Origin of the sequence: Affinundibacterium baiyunense (genome assembly GCF_018139645.1) — a bacterium.
Taxonomy (GTDB): Bacteria; Pseudomonadota; Gammaproteobacteria; order Burkholderiales; family Burkholderiaceae_D; genus Undibacterium; species Undibacterium baiyunense.
Map to the genome: position 1 here is coordinate 415,982 of NZ_JAGSPM010000001.1, position 21,244 is coordinate 437,225.

The 21,244-nt window shown below is 43.7% G+C and carries 23 protein-coding genes and 1 pseudogene; 8 read left to right on the forward strand and 16 right to left on the reverse strand.

Annotated features, from left to right (window positions below; translation table 11 throughout):
* Positions 1 to 21: 21 nt before the first annotated feature.
* The 6 genes from tadA to guaB form a co-directional block, all read right to left on the reverse strand.
* On the reverse strand, positions 22 to 516 hold the full coding sequence (tadA, locus tag KDM92_RS01750) for a tRNA adenosine(34) deaminase TadA (RefSeq protein WP_212682739.1): 495 nt from the start codon (positions 514 to 516) through the stop codon (positions 22 to 24).
* Positions 517 to 807: 291 nt separating this feature from the next.
* A complete protein-coding gene (queD, locus tag KDM92_RS01755; RefSeq protein WP_189344196.1) occupies positions 808 to 1,251 on the reverse strand; it encodes a 6-carboxytetrahydropterin synthase QueD in 444 nt (147 codons plus the stop codon).
* A 71-nt stretch (positions 1,252 to 1,322) separates the two neighbouring features.
* A complete protein-coding gene (queE, locus tag KDM92_RS01760) occupies positions 1,323 to 1,958 on the reverse strand; it encodes a 7-carboxy-7-deazaguanine synthase (RefSeq protein ID WP_212682740.1) in 636 nt (211 codons plus the stop codon).
* Between the two features lie 6 nt (positions 1,959 to 1,964).
* Positions 1,965 to 3,557, reverse strand: coding sequence for a glutamine-hydrolyzing GMP synthase (guaA, locus tag KDM92_RS01765; protein ID WP_212682741.1), 1,593 nt, complete (start codon positions 3,555 to 3,557; stop codon positions 1,965 to 1,967).
* A gap of 15 nt (positions 3,558 to 3,572) precedes the next feature.
* Positions 3,573 to 4,622, reverse strand: a complete 1,050-nt coding sequence (locus KDM92_RS01770; RefSeq protein ID WP_212682742.1) for a GGDEF domain-containing protein — start codon at positions 4,620 to 4,622, stop codon at positions 3,573 to 3,575.
* A gap of 62 nt (positions 4,623 to 4,684) precedes the next feature.
* Positions 4,685 to 6,145, reverse strand: a complete 1,461-nt coding sequence (gene guaB, locus KDM92_RS01775) for an IMP dehydrogenase (RefSeq protein WP_189344200.1) — start codon at positions 6,143 to 6,145, stop codon at positions 4,685 to 4,687.
* A gap of 121 nt (positions 6,146 to 6,266) precedes the next feature.
* On the opposite strand from guaB, the gene KDM92_RS01780 reads away from it, so the two are divergent.
* Positions 6,267 to 6,776, forward strand: a complete 510-nt coding sequence (locus KDM92_RS01780) for a DUF4124 domain-containing protein (RefSeq protein ID WP_212682743.1) — start codon at positions 6,267 to 6,269, stop codon at positions 6,774 to 6,776.
* Positions 6,777 to 6,811: 35 nt separating this feature from the next.
* Here the strand turns inward: KDM92_RS01780 and KDM92_RS01785 are convergent, their stop codons facing one another.
* Both KDM92_RS01785 and KDM92_RS01790 read right to left on the reverse strand, forming a co-directional pair.
* Positions 6,812 to 7,132 (reverse strand): RnfH family protein, encoded by a 321-nt coding sequence (locus tag KDM92_RS01785; protein WP_212682744.1) that lies wholly within the window; start codon positions 7,130 to 7,132, stop codon positions 6,812 to 6,814.
* Entirely contained in the window at positions 7,125 to 7,556 is a 432-nt protein-coding gene (locus KDM92_RS01790) for a type II toxin-antitoxin system RatA family toxin (RefSeq protein WP_212682745.1), read from the reverse strand. The genes KDM92_RS01785 and KDM92_RS01790 overlap by 8 nt, the downstream gene beginning before the upstream one ends.
* Before the next feature lie 122 nt (positions 7,557 to 7,678).
* Between KDM92_RS01790 and smpB the strand changes: the two are divergent.
* Positions 7,679 to 8,140: pseudogene (gene smpB / locus KDM92_RS01795) on the forward strand (SsrA-binding protein SmpB); the annotation flags it as partial.
* Between the two features lie 81 nt (positions 8,141 to 8,221).
* On the opposite strand, the gene KDM92_RS01800 reads toward smpB, so the two are convergent.
* Positions 8,222 to 8,569 (reverse strand): hypothetical protein, encoded by a 348-nt coding sequence (locus tag KDM92_RS01800; RefSeq protein ID WP_212682747.1) that lies wholly within the window; start codon positions 8,567 to 8,569, stop codon positions 8,222 to 8,224.
* A 281-nt stretch (positions 8,570 to 8,850) separates the two neighbouring features.
* Between KDM92_RS01800 and ompR the strand changes: the two genes are divergently transcribed.
* The 3 genes from ompR (at position 8,851) to KDM92_RS01815 (ending at position 11,834) form a co-directional block, all read left to right on the forward strand.
* Positions 8,851 to 9,576: an osmolarity response regulator transcription factor OmpR gene (gene ompR, locus KDM92_RS01805; RefSeq protein ID WP_212682748.1), complete on the forward strand. Its 726-nt coding sequence runs from the start codon at positions 8,851 to 8,853 to the stop codon at positions 9,574 to 9,576.
* 57 nt (positions 9,577 to 9,633) lie between these two features.
* Positions 9,634 to 10,992, forward strand: a complete 1,359-nt coding sequence (locus KDM92_RS01810) for an ATP-binding protein (RefSeq protein ID WP_212682749.1) — start codon at positions 9,634 to 9,636, stop codon at positions 10,990 to 10,992.
* 191 nt (positions 10,993 to 11,183) lie between these two features.
* Complete coding sequence (locus tag KDM92_RS01815; RefSeq protein WP_212682750.1) at positions 11,184 to 11,834, forward strand: protein phosphatase CheZ; 651 nt, start codon at positions 11,184 to 11,186, stop codon at positions 11,832 to 11,834.
* Positions 11,835 to 12,009: 175 nt separating this feature from the next.
* Here KDM92_RS01815 and KDM92_RS19135 read toward each other — a convergent pair whose 3' ends face one another.
* The 3 genes from KDM92_RS19135 to KDM92_RS01825 all read right to left on the reverse strand — a co-directional run bounded on the left by KDM92_RS19135 (position 12,010) and on the right by KDM92_RS01825 (position 14,434).
* The gene (locus KDM92_RS19135; RefSeq protein WP_230408117.1) at positions 12,010 to 12,234 is read right to left on the reverse strand and encodes a hypothetical protein; all 225 of its coding nucleotides are present in this window, start codon (positions 12,232 to 12,234) and stop codon (positions 12,010 to 12,012) included.
* 264 nt (positions 12,235 to 12,498) lie between these two features.
* Positions 12,499 to 13,185, reverse strand: a complete 687-nt coding sequence (gene lolD, locus KDM92_RS01820; protein WP_212682751.1) for a lipoprotein-releasing ABC transporter ATP-binding protein LolD — start codon at positions 13,183 to 13,185, stop codon at positions 12,499 to 12,501.
* A complete protein-coding gene (locus KDM92_RS01825; protein WP_329603113.1) occupies positions 13,178 to 14,434 on the reverse strand; it encodes a lipoprotein-releasing ABC transporter permease subunit in 1,257 nt (418 codons plus the stop codon). Before KDM92_RS01825 ends, lolD begins: the two co-directional genes overlap by 8 nt.
* Before the next feature lie 83 nt (positions 14,435 to 14,517).
* Between KDM92_RS01825 and KDM92_RS01830 the strand changes: the two genes are divergently transcribed.
* Complete coding sequence (locus KDM92_RS01830; protein ID WP_212682753.1) at positions 14,518 to 15,516, forward strand: hypothetical protein; 999 nt, start codon at positions 14,518 to 14,520, stop codon at positions 15,514 to 15,516.
* A gap of 58 nt (positions 15,517 to 15,574) precedes the next feature.
* Entirely contained in the window at positions 15,575 to 17,269 is a 1,695-nt protein-coding gene (gene recJ, locus KDM92_RS01835; RefSeq protein ID WP_212682754.1) for a single-stranded-DNA-specific exonuclease RecJ, read from the forward strand.
* On the opposite strand, the gene KDM92_RS01840 is transcribed toward recJ, so the two are convergent.
* Both KDM92_RS01840 and KDM92_RS01845 read right to left on the reverse strand, forming a co-directional pair.
* On the reverse strand, positions 17,266 to 17,502 hold the full coding sequence (locus KDM92_RS01840; protein ID WP_212682987.1) for a helix-turn-helix domain-containing protein: 237 nt from the start codon (positions 17,500 to 17,502) through the stop codon (positions 17,266 to 17,268). The two genes, recJ and KDM92_RS01840, sit on opposite strands and share 4 nt — an antisense overlap.
* Positions 17,503 to 17,520: 18 nt before the next feature.
* The gene (locus tag KDM92_RS01845) at positions 17,521 to 18,030 is read right to left on the reverse strand and encodes a hypothetical protein (protein WP_212682755.1); all 510 of its coding nucleotides are present in this window, start codon (positions 18,028 to 18,030) and stop codon (positions 17,521 to 17,523) included.
* A 186-nt stretch (positions 18,031 to 18,216) separates the two neighbouring features.
* Between KDM92_RS01845 and KDM92_RS01850 the strand changes: the two genes are divergently transcribed.
* Positions 18,217 to 18,828, forward strand: coding sequence for a hypothetical protein (locus KDM92_RS01850; RefSeq protein WP_212682756.1), 612 nt, complete (start codon positions 18,217 to 18,219; stop codon positions 18,826 to 18,828).
* A gap of 117 nt (positions 18,829 to 18,945) precedes the next feature.
* Here the strand turns inward: KDM92_RS01850 and KDM92_RS01855 are convergent, their stop codons facing one another.
* Positions 18,946 to 20,496, reverse strand: a complete 1,551-nt coding sequence (locus tag KDM92_RS01855) for a S1C family serine protease (protein ID WP_212682757.1) — start codon at positions 20,494 to 20,496, stop codon at positions 18,946 to 18,948.
* A 101-nt stretch (positions 20,497 to 20,597) separates the two neighbouring features.
* The gene (locus KDM92_RS01860) at positions 20,598 to 21,176 is read right to left on the reverse strand and encodes a hypothetical protein (RefSeq protein WP_212682758.1); all 579 of its coding nucleotides are present in this window, start codon (positions 21,174 to 21,176) and stop codon (positions 20,598 to 20,600) included.
* Positions 21,177 to 21,244: the final 68 nt, after the last annotated feature.

The following is a 21,244-nucleotide window of genomic DNA, read 5'->3' on the forward strand; positions in this document are numbered from 1 at the left end:
ATCAGCGATCGATAACGGCTATCACTCGCCTAGGTTGTCTGATGGTATACGCGATTCTACCGCGGCACGACGGCGCTCAGCAAAGAAATCCTTGAGGAGTTGCACACATTCCTCTGCCAACACGCCAGAGATCACTTCTGCATGATGATTGAGCTTTTCTTCTTTAAATAAATCGACAATCGAACCACATGCGCCAGTTTTAAAATCATGTGCGCCAAAAACGATACGAGAAAAACGTGCATGCATTAATGCACCAGAACACATGACGCAGGGTTCTAAGGTGACATAGACTTCACAACCTGGAAGGCGATAATTACCGAGTATCTTGGCTGCATTGCGCATAGCAACAACTTCGGCGTGGGCAGTTGGATCGTGTGAGCCTATCGGTTGATTAAATCCACGAGCGATGATTTCGCCGTCTTTGACGACTATTGCGCCGACTGGTACTTCGCCTGCTTGCCAAGCCAACTTTGCTTGCGCGATGGCTTCGAGCATAAAAATTTCATCACTAATCATGGATTTTCTTTAGACTGAAATATTAGCCGCTGTGTCAAGCCATGTAATCATGTTGCGATCTGTCTCTTTTGCGTTGGGGCTTACTTATTTCTTTTTGAAAAGAAATGTCCTAGCAAGTAGGCAAATCCTGTAGTAAATGTAATCGTTCGAGAAATGTGTGGCCAATCTGCAATTTCTAGAAAATGTAAAATTAAGACCCCTAACATAAAGCCCGCAACTGTAAAGAGAATTACAACTTGATTCTTTGGGCTCATTCTTCTAGTTCTTATTTCAATAGATTCAATCGATTGCCTAGCCGTCAATCTCCGCCCAGCAATTAGGCGTTTCGTATAGCGTGATTTTAGTCAATGACAAATGACGACCATAACGATCGTGATACACGTCTTTTAGCATATCAAACGCAATCTTCGCCAGATTTTCAACCGTAGGGACGCGGTCAATCACGACGGTTTTGTGTCCAGGCATACTTTCTAAAAATTGACGTACGGCTGTATCTTTTTCATAGACGATAAATGCATGATCCCAGAGATCGACCAAGTGCTTATTGGCGAGTGCTTTGATATCACCAAAATCCATGATCATGCCGTTATCAGACTCACCGTCTTTTTCGACGACATCACCAGTCAAGGTAATCAACAAGGTATAGCGATGCCCATGCAAATTGCGGCATTGGCTATTGTGATCGGGAATCCGATGTCCGGTATCGAATTCAACTTTTCTGGTAATGGTTAACATGTATTGCCTGTGTACATAAGGTCAAACAAAACGTTATAGTCACGTCATGTCGACAGCTAATAAAAAATTATTTAAGGAATCTGCAGCAATTTATGCGTCTGCAAACTCAATTTCCATTTTGGATGCGCTTTGCAATAATCGATGGCTTTATTCAGATTATCCTGCAACAAAGGGCCATCCATCGCTTGCAAATAATGATGCGTAAAATCGAGCGCCTCGTACGCCTTCAAATCTTGTCCCAACTGCGGAATCACGACCTTTAGCTCATCGCCTTTGCGCACCACAAGTTGCGAACCCATTTTCGGGCTGACACAAATCCAATCCACGCCAGTCGGCACTTCTATCGTGCCGTTCGTTTCTATTGCAATTTCAAAGCCGACATCGTGCATCGCATCGATTAACGCTTCATCCAGTTGCAGTAATGGTTCTCCGCCAGTGAATACGACGAATTTACTGGCGGTATGCGCTTCAGGCCATAAAGAATTGATTCGAGCAGCAACAGCTTGTGGCGTCTTAAACTTACCGCCACCATCGCCATCCGTTCCAACGAAATCGGTATCGCAAAATTGACAAACCGCTGAGGTACGATCTTCTTCACGCCCAGTCCACAAATTGCAGCCAGCAAAACGACAAAAAACAGCGGGACGCCCAGCATGGGTGCCCTCGCCCTGTAAAGTGTAAAAAATTTCTTTAATGCTGTAGCTCAAAAGAAATTACTCCCACTCGATTGTTGCCGGCGGCTTACCTGAAATATCGTAGACAACACGATTAATTCCACGCACTTCATTGATAATGCGATTGGAAACTTTACCCAACAATTCATGTGGCAAATGTGCCCAATGCGCTGTCATAAAGTCTTGTGTTTGCACAGCACGCAAAGCCACCACATATTCATAAGTACGACCATCACCCATCACACCAACCGATTTGACTGGTAAGAACACAGCAAATGCTTGGCTAGTCGCGTCATACCAAGTTTGTGGTTTTTCTGCGTTCGGATCAACGTAAGTATTACGTAATTCTTCGATAAAAATCGCGTCAGCACGGCGCAATAAATCGGCGAAATCTTTTTTGACTTCACCCAAAATACGCACGCCCAAGCCAGGACCAGGGAAAGGATGACGATACACCATGCCGTGTGGCAAACCTAAAGCCACGCCGAGTTTACGCACTTCGTCTTTAAACAATTCACGCAGTGGCTCTAATAATTTCAAATTTAATGTATCTGGCAAACCACCAACATTATGATGACTCTTAATTGTATGCGAACCTTTTTTACCTTTGCCCGCGCTTTCAATCACGTCTGGATAAATCGTACCTTGCGCCAGCCATTTTGCATTCTTAAGTTTGCCAGATTCTGCTTGGAATACTTCGACAAATTCGCGACCGATAATTTTACGTTTGGCTTCTGGATCAGTGACGCCCGCCAAATGACCCATGAATTGTTCAGTCGCATCTACATGAATGACTTTCACACCCAAATTATGGGCAAACATTTCCATGACCATCTTGCCTTCATCGAGGCGTAATAGACCGTGATCGACAAAGACGCAAGTCAATTTATCGCCAATCGCACGATGGATTAATGCTGCCGCGACGCTACTATCTACACCACCGGACAAGCCGAGAATCACTTCATCGTCGCCAACTTGGGCGCGAATCGATGCGACTGCTTCAGAAATATAATCAGGCATATTCCAGTCAGATTTGCAGCCACAGATATCATGAACAAAGCGACCAATGATCGCTTCACCTTGAATCGTGTGCGTGACTTCTGGATGGAATTGCACTGCATAAAAACGACGATCTTCATCCGCCATTGCGGCGATTGGGCAATTGTCGGTCGATGCCATCAACTTAAAGCCGGCTGGCATTTCGTTGACTTTATCACCGTGGCTCATCCACACCTTGAGCATGCCGTGACCTTCTGGTGTCACAAAATCGTTGATACCTTCTAATAATTTGGTATGGCTACGCGCGCGAACTTCAGCGTAACCAAATTCACGCACCTTACCATTTTCAACTTTGCCACCGAGTTGTTCTGCCATAGTTTGCATGCCATAGCAAATTCCCAAAACAGGCACGCCAGCATCATATACAGCCAACGGTGCACGTGGGGTATCGCCTTCAGTCACACTGCTTGGACCGCCAGATAAAATAATCCCAGCTGCACCATAATTACGAATAAATTCATCACTGACATCGTAAGGATAAACTTCTGAAAAAACGCCAGCATCACGAACGCGGCGAGCGATCAATTGAGTAACTTGGGAACCAAAGTCGAGGATAAGGATTTTTGAATGCATGATTCTATTTATTGATTAAAGAAGAATATCAAGCTGGTCAGCTTCTGCTTGAACTATTAGGTTACTTTCTAAACGTCTGGCCGCGAGTAAGGCTTTTTCTGCGTGAGCAACCAGTGCTTCAGGCGCGACATTTGGGAATACGCTGGTTGACGCTATTCCCATGCTTATTTCAATCTCGATGTTTTGATCATTTAGCATTTCTGGACGTGAAATGACCGCCAGACGAATACGCTCAGCGACTGCCGCTGCCACCAAATTCGATGCTCCGGGTAAAACAATCAAAAAAGCATCCACTTCAAATCGCCCCAAAGCATCAAAAGGGCGAATGCAAGACCGCATACGACTAGCAACTTTCAGTAAAAACGTATCACTGACGGAGCTACCATGCTGTTCTTTTAAACTTTGATACTGATTGATACTAATATATATAAGCGATACTGGCTTTTCTGCTTTGAGACAGCGATCTAGCTCTAAACCAAGAGAACGGGTAATCGCCGCGCGATTCCACATCCCAAGCACAGGGTCAAGCAAAGCATCTCTTTTTAAATTGCGAATTTGTTTGATCAATTCACCATGCTGAACTCTTAAGGCTCCCATCACCAATTCACGCTCGACCATCACAGCAAGATCTGCGAGCAACAATCGGGATTCATCATCGAATTCGCGTTCGGTGTAATCAATCAAATAAATGCAACCAACACATTGATCATTCGCATCAAACACAGGATGCTGGGCACAAAACACAATGTGCGGCTCCCCTTTTACCGAGGGATGTTCGGCATATTCCTCTTCAAAATTCAAATTCGTAAAAACACGAATCTCTTCAGAAAAGCCTAAATGCTCACAAAAAGCCGCTTCAATCGTCACCATCGCCTGTTCGCTACGATTGAAGCGTTCGCGCAAATTGCCAAAGCTGACGATGCAATTAGCAACACCAAATAAACGAATTCCGAGACGTTCAAAACGAGCAATCTTCGCCTCGTATTTACTGGGATCTACTCGTGACAAGCCCGCATCATCGAGCATAAGTTCCATGCGACTAACACCTGTAGCTGATGTCACCATTGCTTGCTCCGCGTAAATGAACCTTGATCAAACATCTCGGAACGATATCGTGCTAGCGACAATTAATCAGCACGATAATTTGGCGCTTCTTTAGTGATTTGTACATCATGAACATGCGATTCACGCATACCAGCAGAAGTAATTTCAACAAACTCCGCTTTATCATGCAAATCTTGAATTGATGCACAGCCGCAGTAACCCATAGAGGAACGTACGCCGCCGACCATTTGGTACAAAATAGCCAGAACGCTACCTTTATACGGAACACGACCTTCAATACCCTCAGGCACCAATTTATCGGCGTTATTTGCAGAGTCTTGGAAGTAACGATCTGCAGAACCATCTGCCATTGCACCAAGACTACCCATGCCACGGTAGGATTTGTAGCTTCGACCTTGGAACAAAATCACTTCACCAGGCGCTTCTTCAGTGCCCGCGAACATACTGCCCATCATGACAGTTGAAGCACCTGCTGCTAAAGCTTTAGAAACGTCACCAGAAAAACGAATTCCGCCGTCAGCGATACATGGAACACCAGTTCCGCGTAAAGCTTCTGCCACATTTGCGATAGCAGTAATTTGAGGCACACCAACACCAGCAACAATACGCGTGGTGCAAATCGAGCCGGGACCGATACCAACTTTAACCGCATCTGCACCGTGTTCAACCAATGCCAAAGCCGCTGCCGCTGTGGCGATATTGCCGCCAATGACTTCAATATGTGGATAATTCGTTTTTACCCAACGTACGCGATCAAGTACACCTTTCGAGTGACCATGTGCCGTATCGACAACAATAACGTCGACTCCAGCTTTGGCTAACAAATCAATACGTTCGTCATTATCAGCACCGACACCAACGGCCGCGCCAACACGCAACTTGCCTAAACTATCTTTGGAAGCAAATGGATGCTCAGTTGATTTCTGAATATCCTTCACTGTGATTAAGCCGCGCAGTTCGAATGCACCATCAACGACCAAGACACGCTCTAAGCGATGCTTATTCATCAAACGTTTCGCTTCGCTCAAATCCGCACCTTCGGTCACATAGACCAATTTTTCACGCGGCGTCATTTTGGCGCGCACTTCAGCATCTAATTCTTGCTCAAATCGCAAATCACGATTTGTGATAATGCCTACGACTGTTTTACCTTCCACTACCGGAAAGCCACTAATGCCATGTTGTTGGCTCATCGCAATCACTTCACGAATTGTCGTCGTTGGTGCAACTGTGATTGGGTCTCTCAATACACCAGACTCGAAACGCTTGACTTTCGCCACTTCGCGCGCTTGTTCTTTTGGTGTGAGATTTTTGTGAATAATACCGATACCACCCTCTTGCGCCATCGCAATCGCGAGACGCGCTTCGGTAACTGTATCCATCGCCGCGGATACAAGTGGGATATTAAGCTTAATATTACGAGTCAAATTCGTCGCAAGAGACGTATCTTTTGGGAGAATATTGGAGTAAGCTGGGACGAGCAACACATCATCGAAAGTGAGTGCTTTTTGAAGAAGACGCATAGTATTTCCTATAGGCGCAAAAGTAAATTATACAGAAAACTTGCCGATCCGTCTCGTTCCGTGTAAAACTTGCTTTAAACTTTCAGGAAATTTAGTCTTTCAAATAGAAATCGAGTTAACTATGCAAAAGAAGTCTCCATTCCTCAGCGCAGGATTTATTTTATCGCTATTACTTTCTCAATCAGTAATGGCACAGTACATTTGGCTCAATGAAAAAGGTGTTAAACAGTACTCGGATACACCTCCACCCAAGTCGGTTCCACGTGACAAAATCATTAAAACACCATTCGGCACGGCAAGAGCAGCAAGCGCGGCACCAGTGGAAAATACGTCGACTACTTCCGCAAGCAATCCCAAATTGGAAAAGCCTGTGACCATTGCTAGCAAAAATGAGGACTTTAATAAGCGCAAGTTAGCAAAAGAAGAAGCAGAGAAAAAAATAGCAGATGAGAAGCAACAAAATGCAGACAAAGCGAAGAACTGCGAACGCGCCAAGTCCTATAAGCAAAGCTTAGACGAAGGCCTGCTCATCATGTCGAGAGACAAAAATGGTGAACGCATACCTTTGGATGAAGCACAACGCGCTCGTGAAATGGCTGATGTGAAAAAAGTATTGGCAGATTGTCGTTGATTAGTAATTCACTCGACACGCGAAAAACCAACTCATTACATTTTTCCTGATTTGTGCTCGCGCTTTGCGCGAAGGCGACGAGCACTCATAGGATCAGCAATCAGCGGGCGACACAACTCAAGTCGATCGCCTTCGAGAAGACAATAATCCGCGTTCTTTTTTTTGCCAAAAACAGCCCATACGCTGTGATTTTGGAGTAAAGACTGTACATCATTAAGTTGTGGAGCAGAAAGATATGCCATTACCTGCTGAGGCTTAGTACCAGATTCAACCAACAAGGGAATCAATACAGGACTAGCATTTGGCAATGCATAGCAAAGTTCAATTTTTATGCGCTGCATAAATTGCTTATCCATACACCGCCTCTGCTCGCTCACAAAAAGCGTCAACAAAACTATTGGTGATCTTACTAAACACAGGCCCGATTAAGTGCTCCAGCAGTTTGCTTGAAAATTCATAGCGCAGATCAAACTCGATCTTACAAGCGTCTTTTCTCAGTGCGGTAAAGGTCCAAGTTCCATGTAATTGCTTAAATGGGCCATCAACTAGATGCATTTCCATCGAATGCGGAGGTGAATTGACGTTTTGCGTGGTAAAACTTTGCTTGATTCCGTGGTAATTGATAGATAATGTCGCCTTCAAATTGGTGTCGGTGCGCTCTGCGACATCAACGCCACCGCACCATGGCAAAAACAAAGGGTAGTCTTCTACTTTCTCGACAAGTGCAAACATCTGTTCGGCACTATAGGCTACAAGGACATTTTTTTTGACAACTGCCATTATCTCAAGTCATTTGGTATGATCACAAATCGAATTTTAACTGAAACAAGGCTCTTCTCGGGAATTAAGCGAAAAACCAGCATCGAACGCCGCAGAAGTCACTACACAATAAATCGAATAAGTATGAGAGCAGTATGAGTATTGCAGATAATAAAAAAGCATTTCACGATTTTTTCATTGAAGAACAATATGAAGCTGGTATTGTCTTGCAAGGCTGGGAAGTCAAAGCGATTCGCGCTGGTCGCGTACAATTGAAAGAAGCCTACGTGATCATAAAAAATGGAGAAATTTTTCTGTTTGGTGCACACATAGGCGCACTCCCAACAGCATCAACCCACATCCATCCAGATTCTGTGCGAACCAGAAAATTGCTGTTGCACGCAGAAGAAATTAAAAAGTTAATCGGTAAAGTGGAACGTTCAGGCTACACCATGGTGCCAGTGAATATGCATTACTTGAATGGACGCGTCAAATGCCAGATCGGGTTAGCCAAAGGTAAAAAGCAACACGACAAGAGAGAAACCGAAAAAGAACGCGATTGGCAGCGAGAACAGCAAAAAATTATGAAGCAACACCGACGCTAATCTACCAAAGATACAAAAAGCAAAAAACAAATTAGGTGAATCGTTTCTCATCGCTTAACGATATGCATGACAATATTCGCCTTACTTTTTTTGTTGCCGACGTAAATAAATATCTTGCCGTGCTTCACGAATCTGCCTACGTAGCGCCATTCGCTCTTCGGGGCTTAAACGATTTAATTTAGCTGCTGGTCTGTCTTCATTATTCAAACGGTTTTTTTCAACCCCGCGTAAAACTGGTGAAGGATTTCTCTCAAAGCCAGAACCATTACGAAATTCTTCAATACGCTCGGCTCGACGATTAAATCTGAGTTCTTGCAGCTCACGAAATTGTTGGCGTCGCTTTTCAATCTTTTGGCGAGTTTCTGCATCTTGCTCTTGAGGCGCCAATGCAGAAGCATCTTCACCTATCCACAATGAAGAAATAATCATCAAACAAATGAATCGGCACTTAACAGACAACACAATAATCCTTAACTTTGTCAATTTATCGACATAAGCACGTCGACATAAACATGATCAAACATAGTCCATTTTATTCGGAAAAATATCGTGAACCAAGCGGTTTAAAGTCTAAGTCCATGAGAAGAAGATTGATAGGCCTTTTTTTGTAAGCGCTGTAACAGTTTGTAATCTTTCACAAAGATGATTTGCCGATTCATTGTTTAGCAGTAAGATAAGACTTTTCCATTTGCAAAGAAGTGAGCATTTGAATGAGCGAATCCAAAGCAAAAATTTTAGTGGTTGATGATGATTTACGCTTGCGCGATTTATTGCGACGCTATTTGAGCGAGCAAGGATTTCAAGTTGTGGTCGCTGAAAATGCACAAGCCATGAACAAATTATGGATGCGAGAACGTTACGATTTAATGGTCCTCGATTTGATGTTACCCGGTGAGGATGGCTTATCTATCTGCCGCCGCTTGCGAGGTGGTGGCGACAATACACCAATTATTATGCTCACCGCAAAAGGCGAAGAAGTCGATCGTATCATCGGCTTGGAAATGGGAGCGGATGATTATTTGCCCAAGCCATTCAACCCAAGAGAGCTAGTTGCTCGAATCAATGCGGTACTGCGCAGAAAAGCACCGGATGAAGCTCCTGGAGCGCCTTCTGAGCAAGGTCAGAGTTTCCAATTTGGTGAATTTGTATTGGATTTGTCGACGCGCAATCTCAAAAAGAACGGCGAAAATATTAGTCTAACTACAGGGGAATTTTCTGTACTGAAGGTATTCGCCCGCCACGCAAGACAACCTTTATCAAGAGAAAAGCTGATGGAACTTGCACGTGGTCGTGAATATGAGGTGTTTGATCGCAGTCTTGATGTGCAGATTTCTCGACTACGAAAATTAATTGAACAAGACCCAACCAATCCGCAATATATACAAACCGTGTGGGGATTAGGCTATGTTTTCATACCTGATGGTCAAAGTCAGTAAGCATCACAATCGAAGAATCTTCTTTCGTCGCTATCAACATTCAAAGAAATCATCGTAATGCGCAAATACCTGCAAGGATTAGCTTGGTTTCAAAACAGCTTGTTTTGGCGCACCTTTCTTTTGCTCGCATTATTGGTCACTGCCAGCCTATTGACTTGGTTTGTCAGCATCAAATTATTAGAACGCAAACCGCGCGCGCAGCAATTATCAAATCAAATTGTTTCGATAGTTACGATTACTAGTGCGGCACTTACGCATTCCGCCGAAGACAAACGACGAGAATTATTAATCGACCTAGCGCGCAATGAAGGAATACGGATTTACTTATTAGAAGATAGCGATCAAGTGCAGAAAATCGCAGAGACGCCACTACTCACTGAAGTACGCCGATTGGTTCAGCAAAAGCTTGGCAAACAAACGCAATTTGCCAATAGTGTGAATGGTGAGGATGGATTTTGGCTGAGCTTTCAAATCGATGAAGATCAATTTTGGTTGAGATTAGAAGCGGATCGCTTACAAACTGAAGTCGGCTTACAGTTTCTCGGATGGGCGATTTCCAGCTTAATTTTAGCACTCATCGGTGCGGTATTTATATCGAGACGAATCAACCAACCGCTCACCAATCTGATCATCGCGACCAGGCAATTATCACGAGGACGCCATCCAAAACCTTTGTCAGAAAATGGGCCTAAAGAAATCCGTGAGACCAATGCAAGCTTTAATCAAATGGTCGATGATCTAGCAAGAATTGAATCAGATAGAACCGTGATTCTTGCGGGGATCTCACACGATCTCAGAACACCGCTCACGCGACTACAACTCGAATTAGAAATGGCAAATTTAGAAGTCGATACGCGCGAAGCAATGCAAGCCGACCTCAGGCAAATGGATAGCATCATTCAACAATTTCTTGACTATGCAAAGCCCTTACATGAATCGACTTTTAGTAGCTTCAATTTAAGCGAACTTATCGATAAGATTTTTTCGGATTTGGCAAAATCGAGTGATATCGTTATCGAAGCCAACATCGAACCTAATCTTTATGTCACCGGTATCGAAATTGAGTTTCAACGACTGTTTGATAATCTGATTCAAAACGCCATGCGCTACGGAAGAGATGCTCAGACCCATCAACTCAGATTAGCAATTCTGTGCAAACGTCAAACGAATGCTGCGAGAAGCGCAAACTCAAACGAAATTTACGTGCAGCTTAGAGACTTCGGCAGTGGCATCGACGATGCACAAATTCCTCGCTTATTGCGACCTTTTACCCGCGGAGAAATCGCCCGTAGCCAAGCCAATGGTTCAGGTTTAGGATTGGCCATCGTTGAACGCATCGTAAAGCGACATGGTGGCAAAATGCATATTCGCAACCACGCACAAGGCGGTCTGGAAATTCAGTTAATGTTCCATTAAAACTGAATGAGCTTACTAGTATCAATTCTATATTCACAAATACAAATCAATCCAATGTGAACCGGAACAACAATAAAATATTGTGAGCGGATGATGCACTTTCGTCTTAGCATCTTTTTATTGTCGACATTCACTTTATCATTTAGTATCTTCTGATCAACAAAAACTTAGCTCATAAAAAAGGATGTGGTATGACGCAAGCAGCTCCATCTCTGCACATGATCAATTCAGAACATACCGAAGGCGATTCTGAATTAATGTATAAAGGTTTGGGTCATGTAGTCAGAGCCTTACACGACGCACTAACTTGGGTTGGCGCGGACGGCATATTGGCGGAAGCATCAACTGAGTTTCCATCAGCACGTGAGCGACTCAACCACATTGGGGCACTAACTGAAAAAGCAGCAAACAAGGTACTTTCTGCGGTTGAAGAAACATTGCCCTTGCAGCAAGCAACAATCAAAGATGCCGAGCTAATTTTGCAAGCGAAGGATAAACAAGCACTTGATAACTTTTCGAAAGAAGAATTAATTCATCTCAACCTACAAATGCTTAGCTTTATCCAACAGACACACGAAAATAGCCTTCGCACTGAGCAGTCGCTTTCAGACATCATGATGGCGCAAGACTTTCAAGATTTAACAGGCCAACTAATCAAAAAAGTAGTCGGATTATTGGAACGCACTGAAAAAGATTTATTAGGATTACTTTTGAGTGGAGCGCCAGAGGGAGCGGTATCTTTCAATAAAAAAGAAGACCTTCTAGCCGGCCCAGGTGCTGTCGGTGGTGTGCAACTTAGTCAAGACAATGTCGATGACCTTTTATCTGACTTAGGTTTCTAATTGGATACATTCAATTAATTTGTCTTCGAGATTAGGCATTCACAAATCACGAAAAAAAAAGCAGGCTTGTTACGCCTGCTCTTGATTCTTTCAATTTAATCTAAGTTCGTCTCAACACAATAGTCATTACAATTCGACCAAACTAGATCATCGCTAACAAAGCATGAACAAATTCTTATCTCGCTTTAGACAAAATTACTAACCATTTGCGAAATAATAAAATCTCTAGGTGCCCCGCTTGAACGCCTGTCGAACAATCAATGACAGGATTCACATGATAGTGGCGATTTCTAAAATCGTTACAGATAAAAATTTCACGGCGTCCAAAACGCATCAAAAATGTGCTTGGTGAAAATTGCACGGCGAAACGCGTGTCTAATGTTTGTTCTAAATTAGTCATTTGAAGAAATCTCCGTATTTGAATGTCGATATAGTCTAGGCTGACTTACTCACAATTCTTCGCACAAAGAATACTGTATGTGCGTTCAGTGGTTAGTAATGTAAAGCAAAAGTACTGTTCATGCAATCAGTATTTTATTGCTGTTGTTTTGATTTCAGCTTATATAGACAATATACAAATCATTCATCTACGACGCGCTTCAGACTTCAGTAATCGATCTAAGCACAAAGGTTTTTCGAAAATTACTCACTAAATTCAGCTTCGCTAACTTTCAACCAAGCCTTGTTCGGTAAGTCTAAGCACGCGATCACAGCGCTTCGCCAAATCAGCATCATGCGTCACGATCACAAATGCAGTTCCCAATGTTTTAGACAGTTCCAACATCAAAGCAAACACTTGATCTGCGATACCGCGATCTAAATTTCCTGTAGGTTCATCGGCTAATACGCAGGCAGGATTGGTGACCAAAGCACGTGCTAATGCAACACGTTGACGCTCACCGCCAGATAACTCTCCAGGCACGTGGGTAATGCGATGTGCTAAACCAACTTTACTCAACATGGTCTTAGCGATCGCTTGAGCATCAGCGCGTTTCATCCTTCGGATGAACAAAGGCATGGCGACATTATCTAATGCCGAAAACTCAGGTAGCAAATGATGAAATTGATAGACAAACCCTAACGACTGATTACGCAATTCACCGCGCGTTGATTCATTCATACCGGCAAAATCATTGCCAAGCAAATTCACTACGCCTTGCGTCGGCGTATCCAAACCTCCGAGCAAATGTAGCAAGGTTGATTTACCTGAACCAGATGCACCAACAATCGCGATACGCTCACCAGCATGAATCGCAAAATTAATGCCCTGCAAAACCTTGACGGCATGCTCACCCTGACCATAGATTTTTGCCAAATTCTTGCAAGACAAAACGGTTTGCAACTTATTCATAACGTAATGCCTCCGCAGGTTTTACGCGGGCAGCACGCCAGCTAGGATAAATAGTCGCCAAGAAAGCCAAGACGACGGCGATACCTCCAATAGTCCAAACATCCGACCAATGTAAATCCGAAGGTAAAGTACTAATCACATATATCTCTTTTGCTAAAAACTGTATGCCCAAAACTTTTTCGATGAATGGAACGATCACCTCAATATTCAATGCCACAATAATCCCTGACAAGACTCCAAGAGCAGTGCCAAATAAGCCTACTAATCCGCCCTGCACCATAAAGATTTTCATGATCGACATTGGAGATGCGCCTAAGGTACGCAAAATCGCAATATCCGCCTGTTTCTCTGTCACTGTCATCACCAAAGTTGAGACTAAATTAAACGCAGCAACAGCAATAATCAAAGTCAAGATAATGAACATCATGGTCTTCTCGGTTTTTACTGCTGCAAAGTAATTACTGTTTTGCTGCGACCAATCGCGCGTGATTAAACTGCCACCTAAATTTCGACTTAGTTCAAACGCGACCTGCGGAGCTTGCAACATATCTTTGATACGGAGGCGGACCCCAGTTGGTGCTTCTTGGCGGAAAAATTTTTGCGCATCAGCGAGATGAATAAACGCCATACCTGAATCAAACTCGTAATGACCGGCTTCAAAAACTGCGACAACGGTAAATCCTTTTAAGCGAGGAATCGTTCCAGCTGGGGTTAATTGTCCTTCAGGTGCAGCCAAGGTCACTTTATCGCCGATGCCAACATGCATCGCACGCGCTAAATCAACACCGAGAATAATGTTGAAAGCCCCCTCTTTTAAGTCAGCTAATTTACCTGCCTTTACCTTACTGGCAACTATCGATACTTTAGGTTCCTCTTCCGGCAAAATCCCACGGATCACGGCACCACGCATCACGCCATCGTTCACAATCATACTTTGTGCATCAACATAAGGCGCCGCGCCCAGCACCGAAGAATGTTGTTGCGCTTGCTTCGCAGTTGCTTGCCAATCAGGAATCACACCACTCGCATCAAACACTTCAATATGCGGTAACACCGATAGCATCCTATCTCGCACTTCTTTCTGAAAACCGTTCATCACCGACAAAACGATAATCAACGCAGCCACGCCCAATGCGATGCCAGCCATAGAAATAAGAGAAATAAAAGAAATAAAACTATTGCGACTGCTACGACGACCTGCACGGGTATAGCGCAAGCCAACTAGCCATTCAAAAGGAAGATTTTTCACGAAAGGAGCAATTCCAAAAAACAAAATGCAAACAAAAAGCAGACAAATTTTCAAGAGCCCGTAGTTTGCCATACAATGACGTTATGAGCTATTTAGAAATTATTTTGCCTTTTGGCATTCCCCCCGCGCCTTTGGCTAAAGAACTAGTCAAGCAAATGAAAACGCCTTCACTTGCTATGCTTTTAGGACATGCGCGACAAGATTCGAAACAAAACTTTGACGAATTTGCGCGATTATTACCGCATGAGTTTTGGCTCAGTCGACATTTCAATTCATCAAAATCCATTCTAAACAGCCCTGCACTTACGCATAGTCGTATGCATGCGTTTGATCTACAAACTTCTGAGGGATATTGGTTTACCTTGAGTCCAGTACATATCCATATCGCGCGCGATCATATGGTGATGACCGACCCGCGCCGTCTCGATATTTCCACCGAAGAATCACGCTCGCTATTTGAGGCAGCCAAAGAAATTTGTGAAGAATTAGGAAAAACGCTGGTGTACGGCGACGCCAAAACATGGTTCTTATGCGCCGATGAGTGGGCTACCTTGCAAACAGCGAGTTTGGATGCGGCCGCAGGCCACAATATGGAAGTTTGGATTGCAAAAGGTGAACACGAAGTCGCTTGGCGCAAACTCCAAAATGAAATACAAATGCTTTGGCATATTCACCCTGTCAATCAAAGTCGCGATGAACAGGGTCGAAACACGATCAATTCTGTTTGGCTACATAGCGGAAGCGACGAACTGCATCATTTAGATTGCGAATTGAATATTTCTAGCTTTGCTGAATTAATGCAGAAAAAAGATAGGAAAAACAGTGTGTACGTAGAAGACTTACTGGAGCCTGCACTCAATAGTGACTGGGGAACATGGCTAATTCACATGAATCAATTGGAGCACAATTGGTTTGCGCCCGCACTACAAGCGCTACAGAGCAAACAATTGAAAGCCGTGCGATTGGTATTAAGTGATGACCTATGCTTGGCTGAATTATCCTGCACGACACCACAAAGCTGGAAATTCTGGCGCAAACCTAGTTTAGATACCTTACTCAAACTAGCACAATCATCGCAATAATATTCGTCGACCTACACATCAGCACAGTCCACAAATTCAATATTGAAGCACACTTGATATGACACGCATCAGCACTCGCCCCTACGCTTTTCGTCAAGCAGAATTATTAAAGCAAAGTGGTTTGCATCCAGTATTAGCACGCCTATTTGCGGCGCGTGGCATTGTAAGTGCAGATGAATTACTCACCGACTTACCTGCGTTAATTCCACCAAATCGCTTATTAAATAATGAGAAAGCGGCGAACTTTTTAGCAGATGCCATTACCGCCAAAAAGAAACTCGTGATTGTGGCGGATTATGACTGTGATGGCGCGACGGCTTGTGCGGTCGGCTTGCGTGGCCTACGCATGTTGGGCGCAGAAGTAGATTACATCGTTCCCAATCGTTTCGAGTATGGTTACGGTTTAACACCAGAAATCGTTGAACTCACCGCTCGTGAGAAATCACCCGACATTATTGTTACAGTGGACAATGGCATCGCGAGTATCGATGGGGTCGCCGCCGCGAACGCAAGAGGCATACAAGTTCTCGTAACCGATCATCATTTACCCGCTGACACTTTGCCACAAGCGAGTGTGATTGTGAATCCGAACCAGCCATTTTGCGATTTTTCTAGCAAGAATTTGGCAGGGGTTGGTGTCATGTTTTACGTGCTGTTGGCATTGCGTGCTGAACTAAGAAAACGCGGCGCATTTGATCAGCAGAATCAGCCTAAATTAGACACTTTGTTGGATTTGGTTGCGCTTGGCACCGTTGCTGACGTAGTCAAGCTAGATCCAAACAATCGTATTTTGGTTGCGCAAGGCTTAAAGCGTATGCGTGCAGGACGCATGCACGCTGGAATCGCCGCATTGTTTCGCGTCGCTGGACGAGAGCCACGCTTGGCAAGTCCGTTTGATCTAGGCTTTGCAGTTGGTCCTCGCTTAAACGCTGCGGGTCGCTTGGCAGATATGGCACTTGGCATTGAATGTTTAACTACTGATGATGAAGTTCGCGCTTGGCAGATCGCTCAAGAACTCAACAGCATCAATGCTGACCGCAAAGATATTGAACGTGAAATGCAAGACGTCGCTCTGCTTCATTTAGATGATTTTCAAGCGCAAGACACTCACACGATTACTGTATTTGACGAATCGTGGCATCAGGGTGTCATTGGCATCGTTGCCTCAAGACTTAAAGATAAATTCTTTCGGCCGACCATCACTTTCGCCCCGGGCGATGAAGGCTTAATTAAAGGTTCGGGTCGCTCAATTCCAGGCTTTCATTTACGCGATGCGCTCGATTTAGTGTCCAAACATGCGCCCAGCTTGATTCAAAAATTTGGTGGACACGCGATGGCTGCTGGTTTGACGATTCGTGCCGACGATTTCGCAGCGTTTCAATCTGCCTTTGAAGCTGTTGGTAAATCCTGGTTACGCCAGGAACAATTAGAGCGCATTATTGAAACCGATGGAGTTTTAGAAGATGCGTATTACACCACTGATTTTATTGAGCTGCTTGATAGTCAAGTATGGGGCCAAGGCTTTGCTCCTCCTATTTTCTGTGATGAGTTCAAATTAGTTTCGCAACGCATTTTAAAAGAGCGTCACTTAAAAATGGTGCTAGAAAAAAATGGTGTTCGCTATGATGCGATTTGGTTTGGACATACAGAGAGTTTTGGCGAGCGTATTCGAGTGGCATTTCGACTTGATGCGAATGAATACAATGGTGTCACCAAAGTACAGTTATTAGTGGAACATGTGGAGCAAGCTTAGCCCTCATCCGCCAAATACAAATCAGCAGGATCCACTTCATAGTCAAGAATATCGGCGGGCTTGCAATCCAACACCAAACAAATCTTAGCCAGCGTATCAAACCGTATGCCACGTACTTTTTCGGTACGTAGCATCGACAACTGTGTTTCTGAGAGACCAATTTGCTCGGCCAATTGTTTTGCGCGCATTTTTCGGCGCGCTAACATGACATCTAAGTTAACTCGAATCGGCATCGTCACGCACTTTGCAATCTAGACAAAACTATCGACCTGAGCTTGCAAATTCTGCGCGCGCTGTGCAACGTATTTCAAAATCAATCCGACCATGCCGATAGTGACAGCTTCAACATCCCAATTCGTTTTTAAACCGCGCTCACCTTGATTAATCCACGCTTCGATCGTGGGTACAAATAAAATCGCTGCCATTGCGGCATACATTAAATTGGCGCCAATTAGTTGCAAACTTTTGAGTAAGCCTGCGTCAAAAGATTTGCTCTGTTCAAACCGCTTTAAAAAATCTGCAGCAGCCCACAATGCGCAAACATAGACGATCGGCACAAGTAATCCTGTCCAAAAATAAGGCAAACGCAGCGACAACATCAGCGTATTTTCTATATTGAAATTTCCGCCTAAGCTAAAGGCTGGCAATAACTGCATAGCGCGATCCGCGATTAAATTAAGAACCAAAACAAACGCGATCACCTTAATAAAAATACTGAATTTACTGGTCTTTAACGAAAGCTGTTGTTGATTTGAACTCATATACTGCCCCCTAATAGCAAAGCTTAAATATCATTAATACCTATATTAATTTAAGTAAAACCTAAAGTAAACGATTTTATTTCAATATCTCGCTTGAGTAATTTAATGTAAATGATAAGATTCTTCGCCAGCTAGTTTGATCCACATTTGGGATAAACGACGCTCTTATTTTGAATGGAAATTATCATGTACAAAATCATCGCCCTAATCGCCAGCTTGTTATTGCCGATATCCATCGCCAGTGCACAATCCAACATCAAGCTAAGCACGATTGATGGTGTAGAAAATGAAGACTTAATGAATGTCTTGCGTTTCCAAGGTATCAACTATCAAAAAGTGAAGTTTACAGGCACGCACTTATGGGGCAAAGATTTTAAGATTGTTATTCGCGATTTCGCGAACGGCAAGCTGATCAAAACTTATGAAATTTTTGATTCAAAAGAAGATGAATATTTCAAACTCAAAGAGCAAGAGTTTCACTTTAATGTGCTCGTACAAAAAACACCGAACGGCAAAGCCAAATTTGATTTTCGCTTCTTGGGATTCGGTGTTACGAAAGAAATCGCACTCGGCGCAGACCAGAAAGATTTCGCTCTGAAAAGCTTTCAAGCTGGCGCTAACGAAGTTGGTTTCCCAATCAATCAAAGCCAGAGTATTATTGCGTTCACCATGCCTTATCAATCAAAAGGCAAATCAACGCAATACCCCGACTTAATCAACGCCAATGTGCCACCAGAAAATCTAGGGCGTCAATTTAAGATTCCACGCTATTTTTTAGTCGATCTACGATTCGACTAATTCCAAACAACAGACACCAATAATAAAAGAAGCGCATCAAAATCTGATGCGCTTCTTTTATCACTCACAATTTATAAGCCAGCAGTTAGTTCGGCCGCTTCACTTTCAATCCTCGTTTTATTTCGCATTCCAAATTGCCATCATGTCTGGCGAACCCTGCGATCGAATTCCATTGTCGGATAACACCGCCTCCGTTTCAGCGAGCATCGCTTTGCGTGGCAGCACCATTGTTTCTCCATAGCGTTGATCATAATGAATTACGATCAAATCATCTTGCATGTCACGTAACAGCGCGACCAAGTGCTTTAAACTTTTCACTGGTATTCCATTAATCGAATACACCACTGAACCAAATCGATTGCTATAGCCAGTCACAAGCTTATGTGGAAAAAATGGCGAGCTAATCACGACTAACTCTTCACGATCTGTACTTGGCTTTTCACCTCGTAAGGTAATCAGCGGGCTTGCATTGTATGCATAACCATTAATCGCGGGCGCGTTATTACTCAAGAAACTCATGTACTCAACCGTAGCGCGTGAAAATACGATTGGCCCAAAAATAAAATAAGACGGATAACCACCTTGCAAATCGCCAATCAAGTGAGGACGACCAATATGCACCGGCGCTTGTACATTCATAGGTTGTCCGCCGCGAATGATTTTTAACGCCACCTTGCCGTTGTTTGCTGCTTGTTGAACTTTGTACTTAAACATGACCCGCACACTTGGCTTAATTCTGACCATGCATTGGTTATCAATTGCGGTATCACCGATGTGCGTAATCACGTCCCACTCTTTCAGAATTGATGTCGCAGATTGATCGTAAGGCTTATGGATGATACAACCCTCAACACTTTTATCTAGTTTCAAATACTCACGTACAGTAGGATTTTCTAGGGTCTGCGTGATATCGAGCAAGGATGGTTTTCCATCGTATTTTTTATCTGCGATATCTTTGAGGAAAATTTCTATCTCTTCATTAGGAATAATGTAGCCAATATTTTGTGCATGCATTAAACCTGAGAATGCCAAACCAATCATCTTATCGCCGGCGATAACAGGACCGCCGCTATTGCCTGGATTAATGGCCGCATCAATTTGAATACGCAATCCACCTGTGCTTCCATCGTAATCAACGAACTCAATACGAGAAACAATGCCCTTGGTGATCGACAATGAATTTCCACCTGTAGGGTAACCATACGCAAATACTGCATCGGTCACTTCAGGCAATTTATTGCTACGAGCAACGGCAGCGTGGCTATCAAAAAATTTCTCATCATCGAGCTTTAAAATCGCCAGATCCATTGCGCGCGATATCGCGACAACCGTGGCAGGAACTTTATCGCCTTCCTGTCCAGTTTGTATCTGCACTTGGCTGGCGTATTCGACGACATGTGCATTCGTCAAAATGCGCTTACCCTCAATCACCACACCAGATCCGGTTACATCTTGCGGCGATGCCTTGCCCCAAGGCTTAAACGGATCAGGACCACGTATGGTAGAAAATACCTTTACAACAGATTTTTCCAAATTGGTCGCGGTATTACTCTCTAAATTACTTACTTTCGCAACAGAGCTCTTGTTTTGCGCCGCATGCGCTATACCAATTGAGCCAACTAAACTACAAGCGATAAAACTAAGACCAAGCAAAAACTTTTTAAACATCGGAGTGTCTCTTTGCATAAGCTAATTATTGTTAAAAATCAGTACGAGGATTTGAACCAGTAAATCGAAGATTGTTCCCTAATTCTTTGAGATAGAGGAATTTACTTCGTTACAGAACTTTCTTGCTGAGGCTGACTTGAACAAGATTTGGCCTGCGCAACGCCTTTCAAATATGAACGTCGCACGATACCAGCCATACCAGCAGCAGCGACCTCGCGCGCGTGACTATCCGCACCAGTTAAACGTCGCACCCAAGAACGAAATGGTACAAATCCTTCCGTAAAACTCTTCAGTGCGTTGATTGTCGCGTTACCAAGTTCACGCTCGACAATATTACCGTCAGCATCAACTTTTGCAGCATCTAAATCGGGGCCTAACACAGAATTCAAGCGATCAATTTCGGTTTGATACCATGCGCATTCAGCACCGGGCACGATCAGGTAAGGTGCTTTTCTTGCATTGATCAAGACCTCAGGAATATCTGACTTTACAATATTTAAATCACTCAAAGGCGAGGTCATTGCAGCACCGACTTTTGAATCAAACCCAGCTTCAGCACTTGGTCTCTCAGATTTATTTTTTGCGGGTTCTGACTTGGTCGCGCAAGCAGACAAACCGATGGCAGCTAACAAGACGATAAACGATAATTTTTTTCTGTACACCAATTGATGTGAAGGCATTCTATTCCTCATTTTTAATACGGTTCTAACAATAAATTCGGGACATTTAGCTCGTCAAACCAATTTCT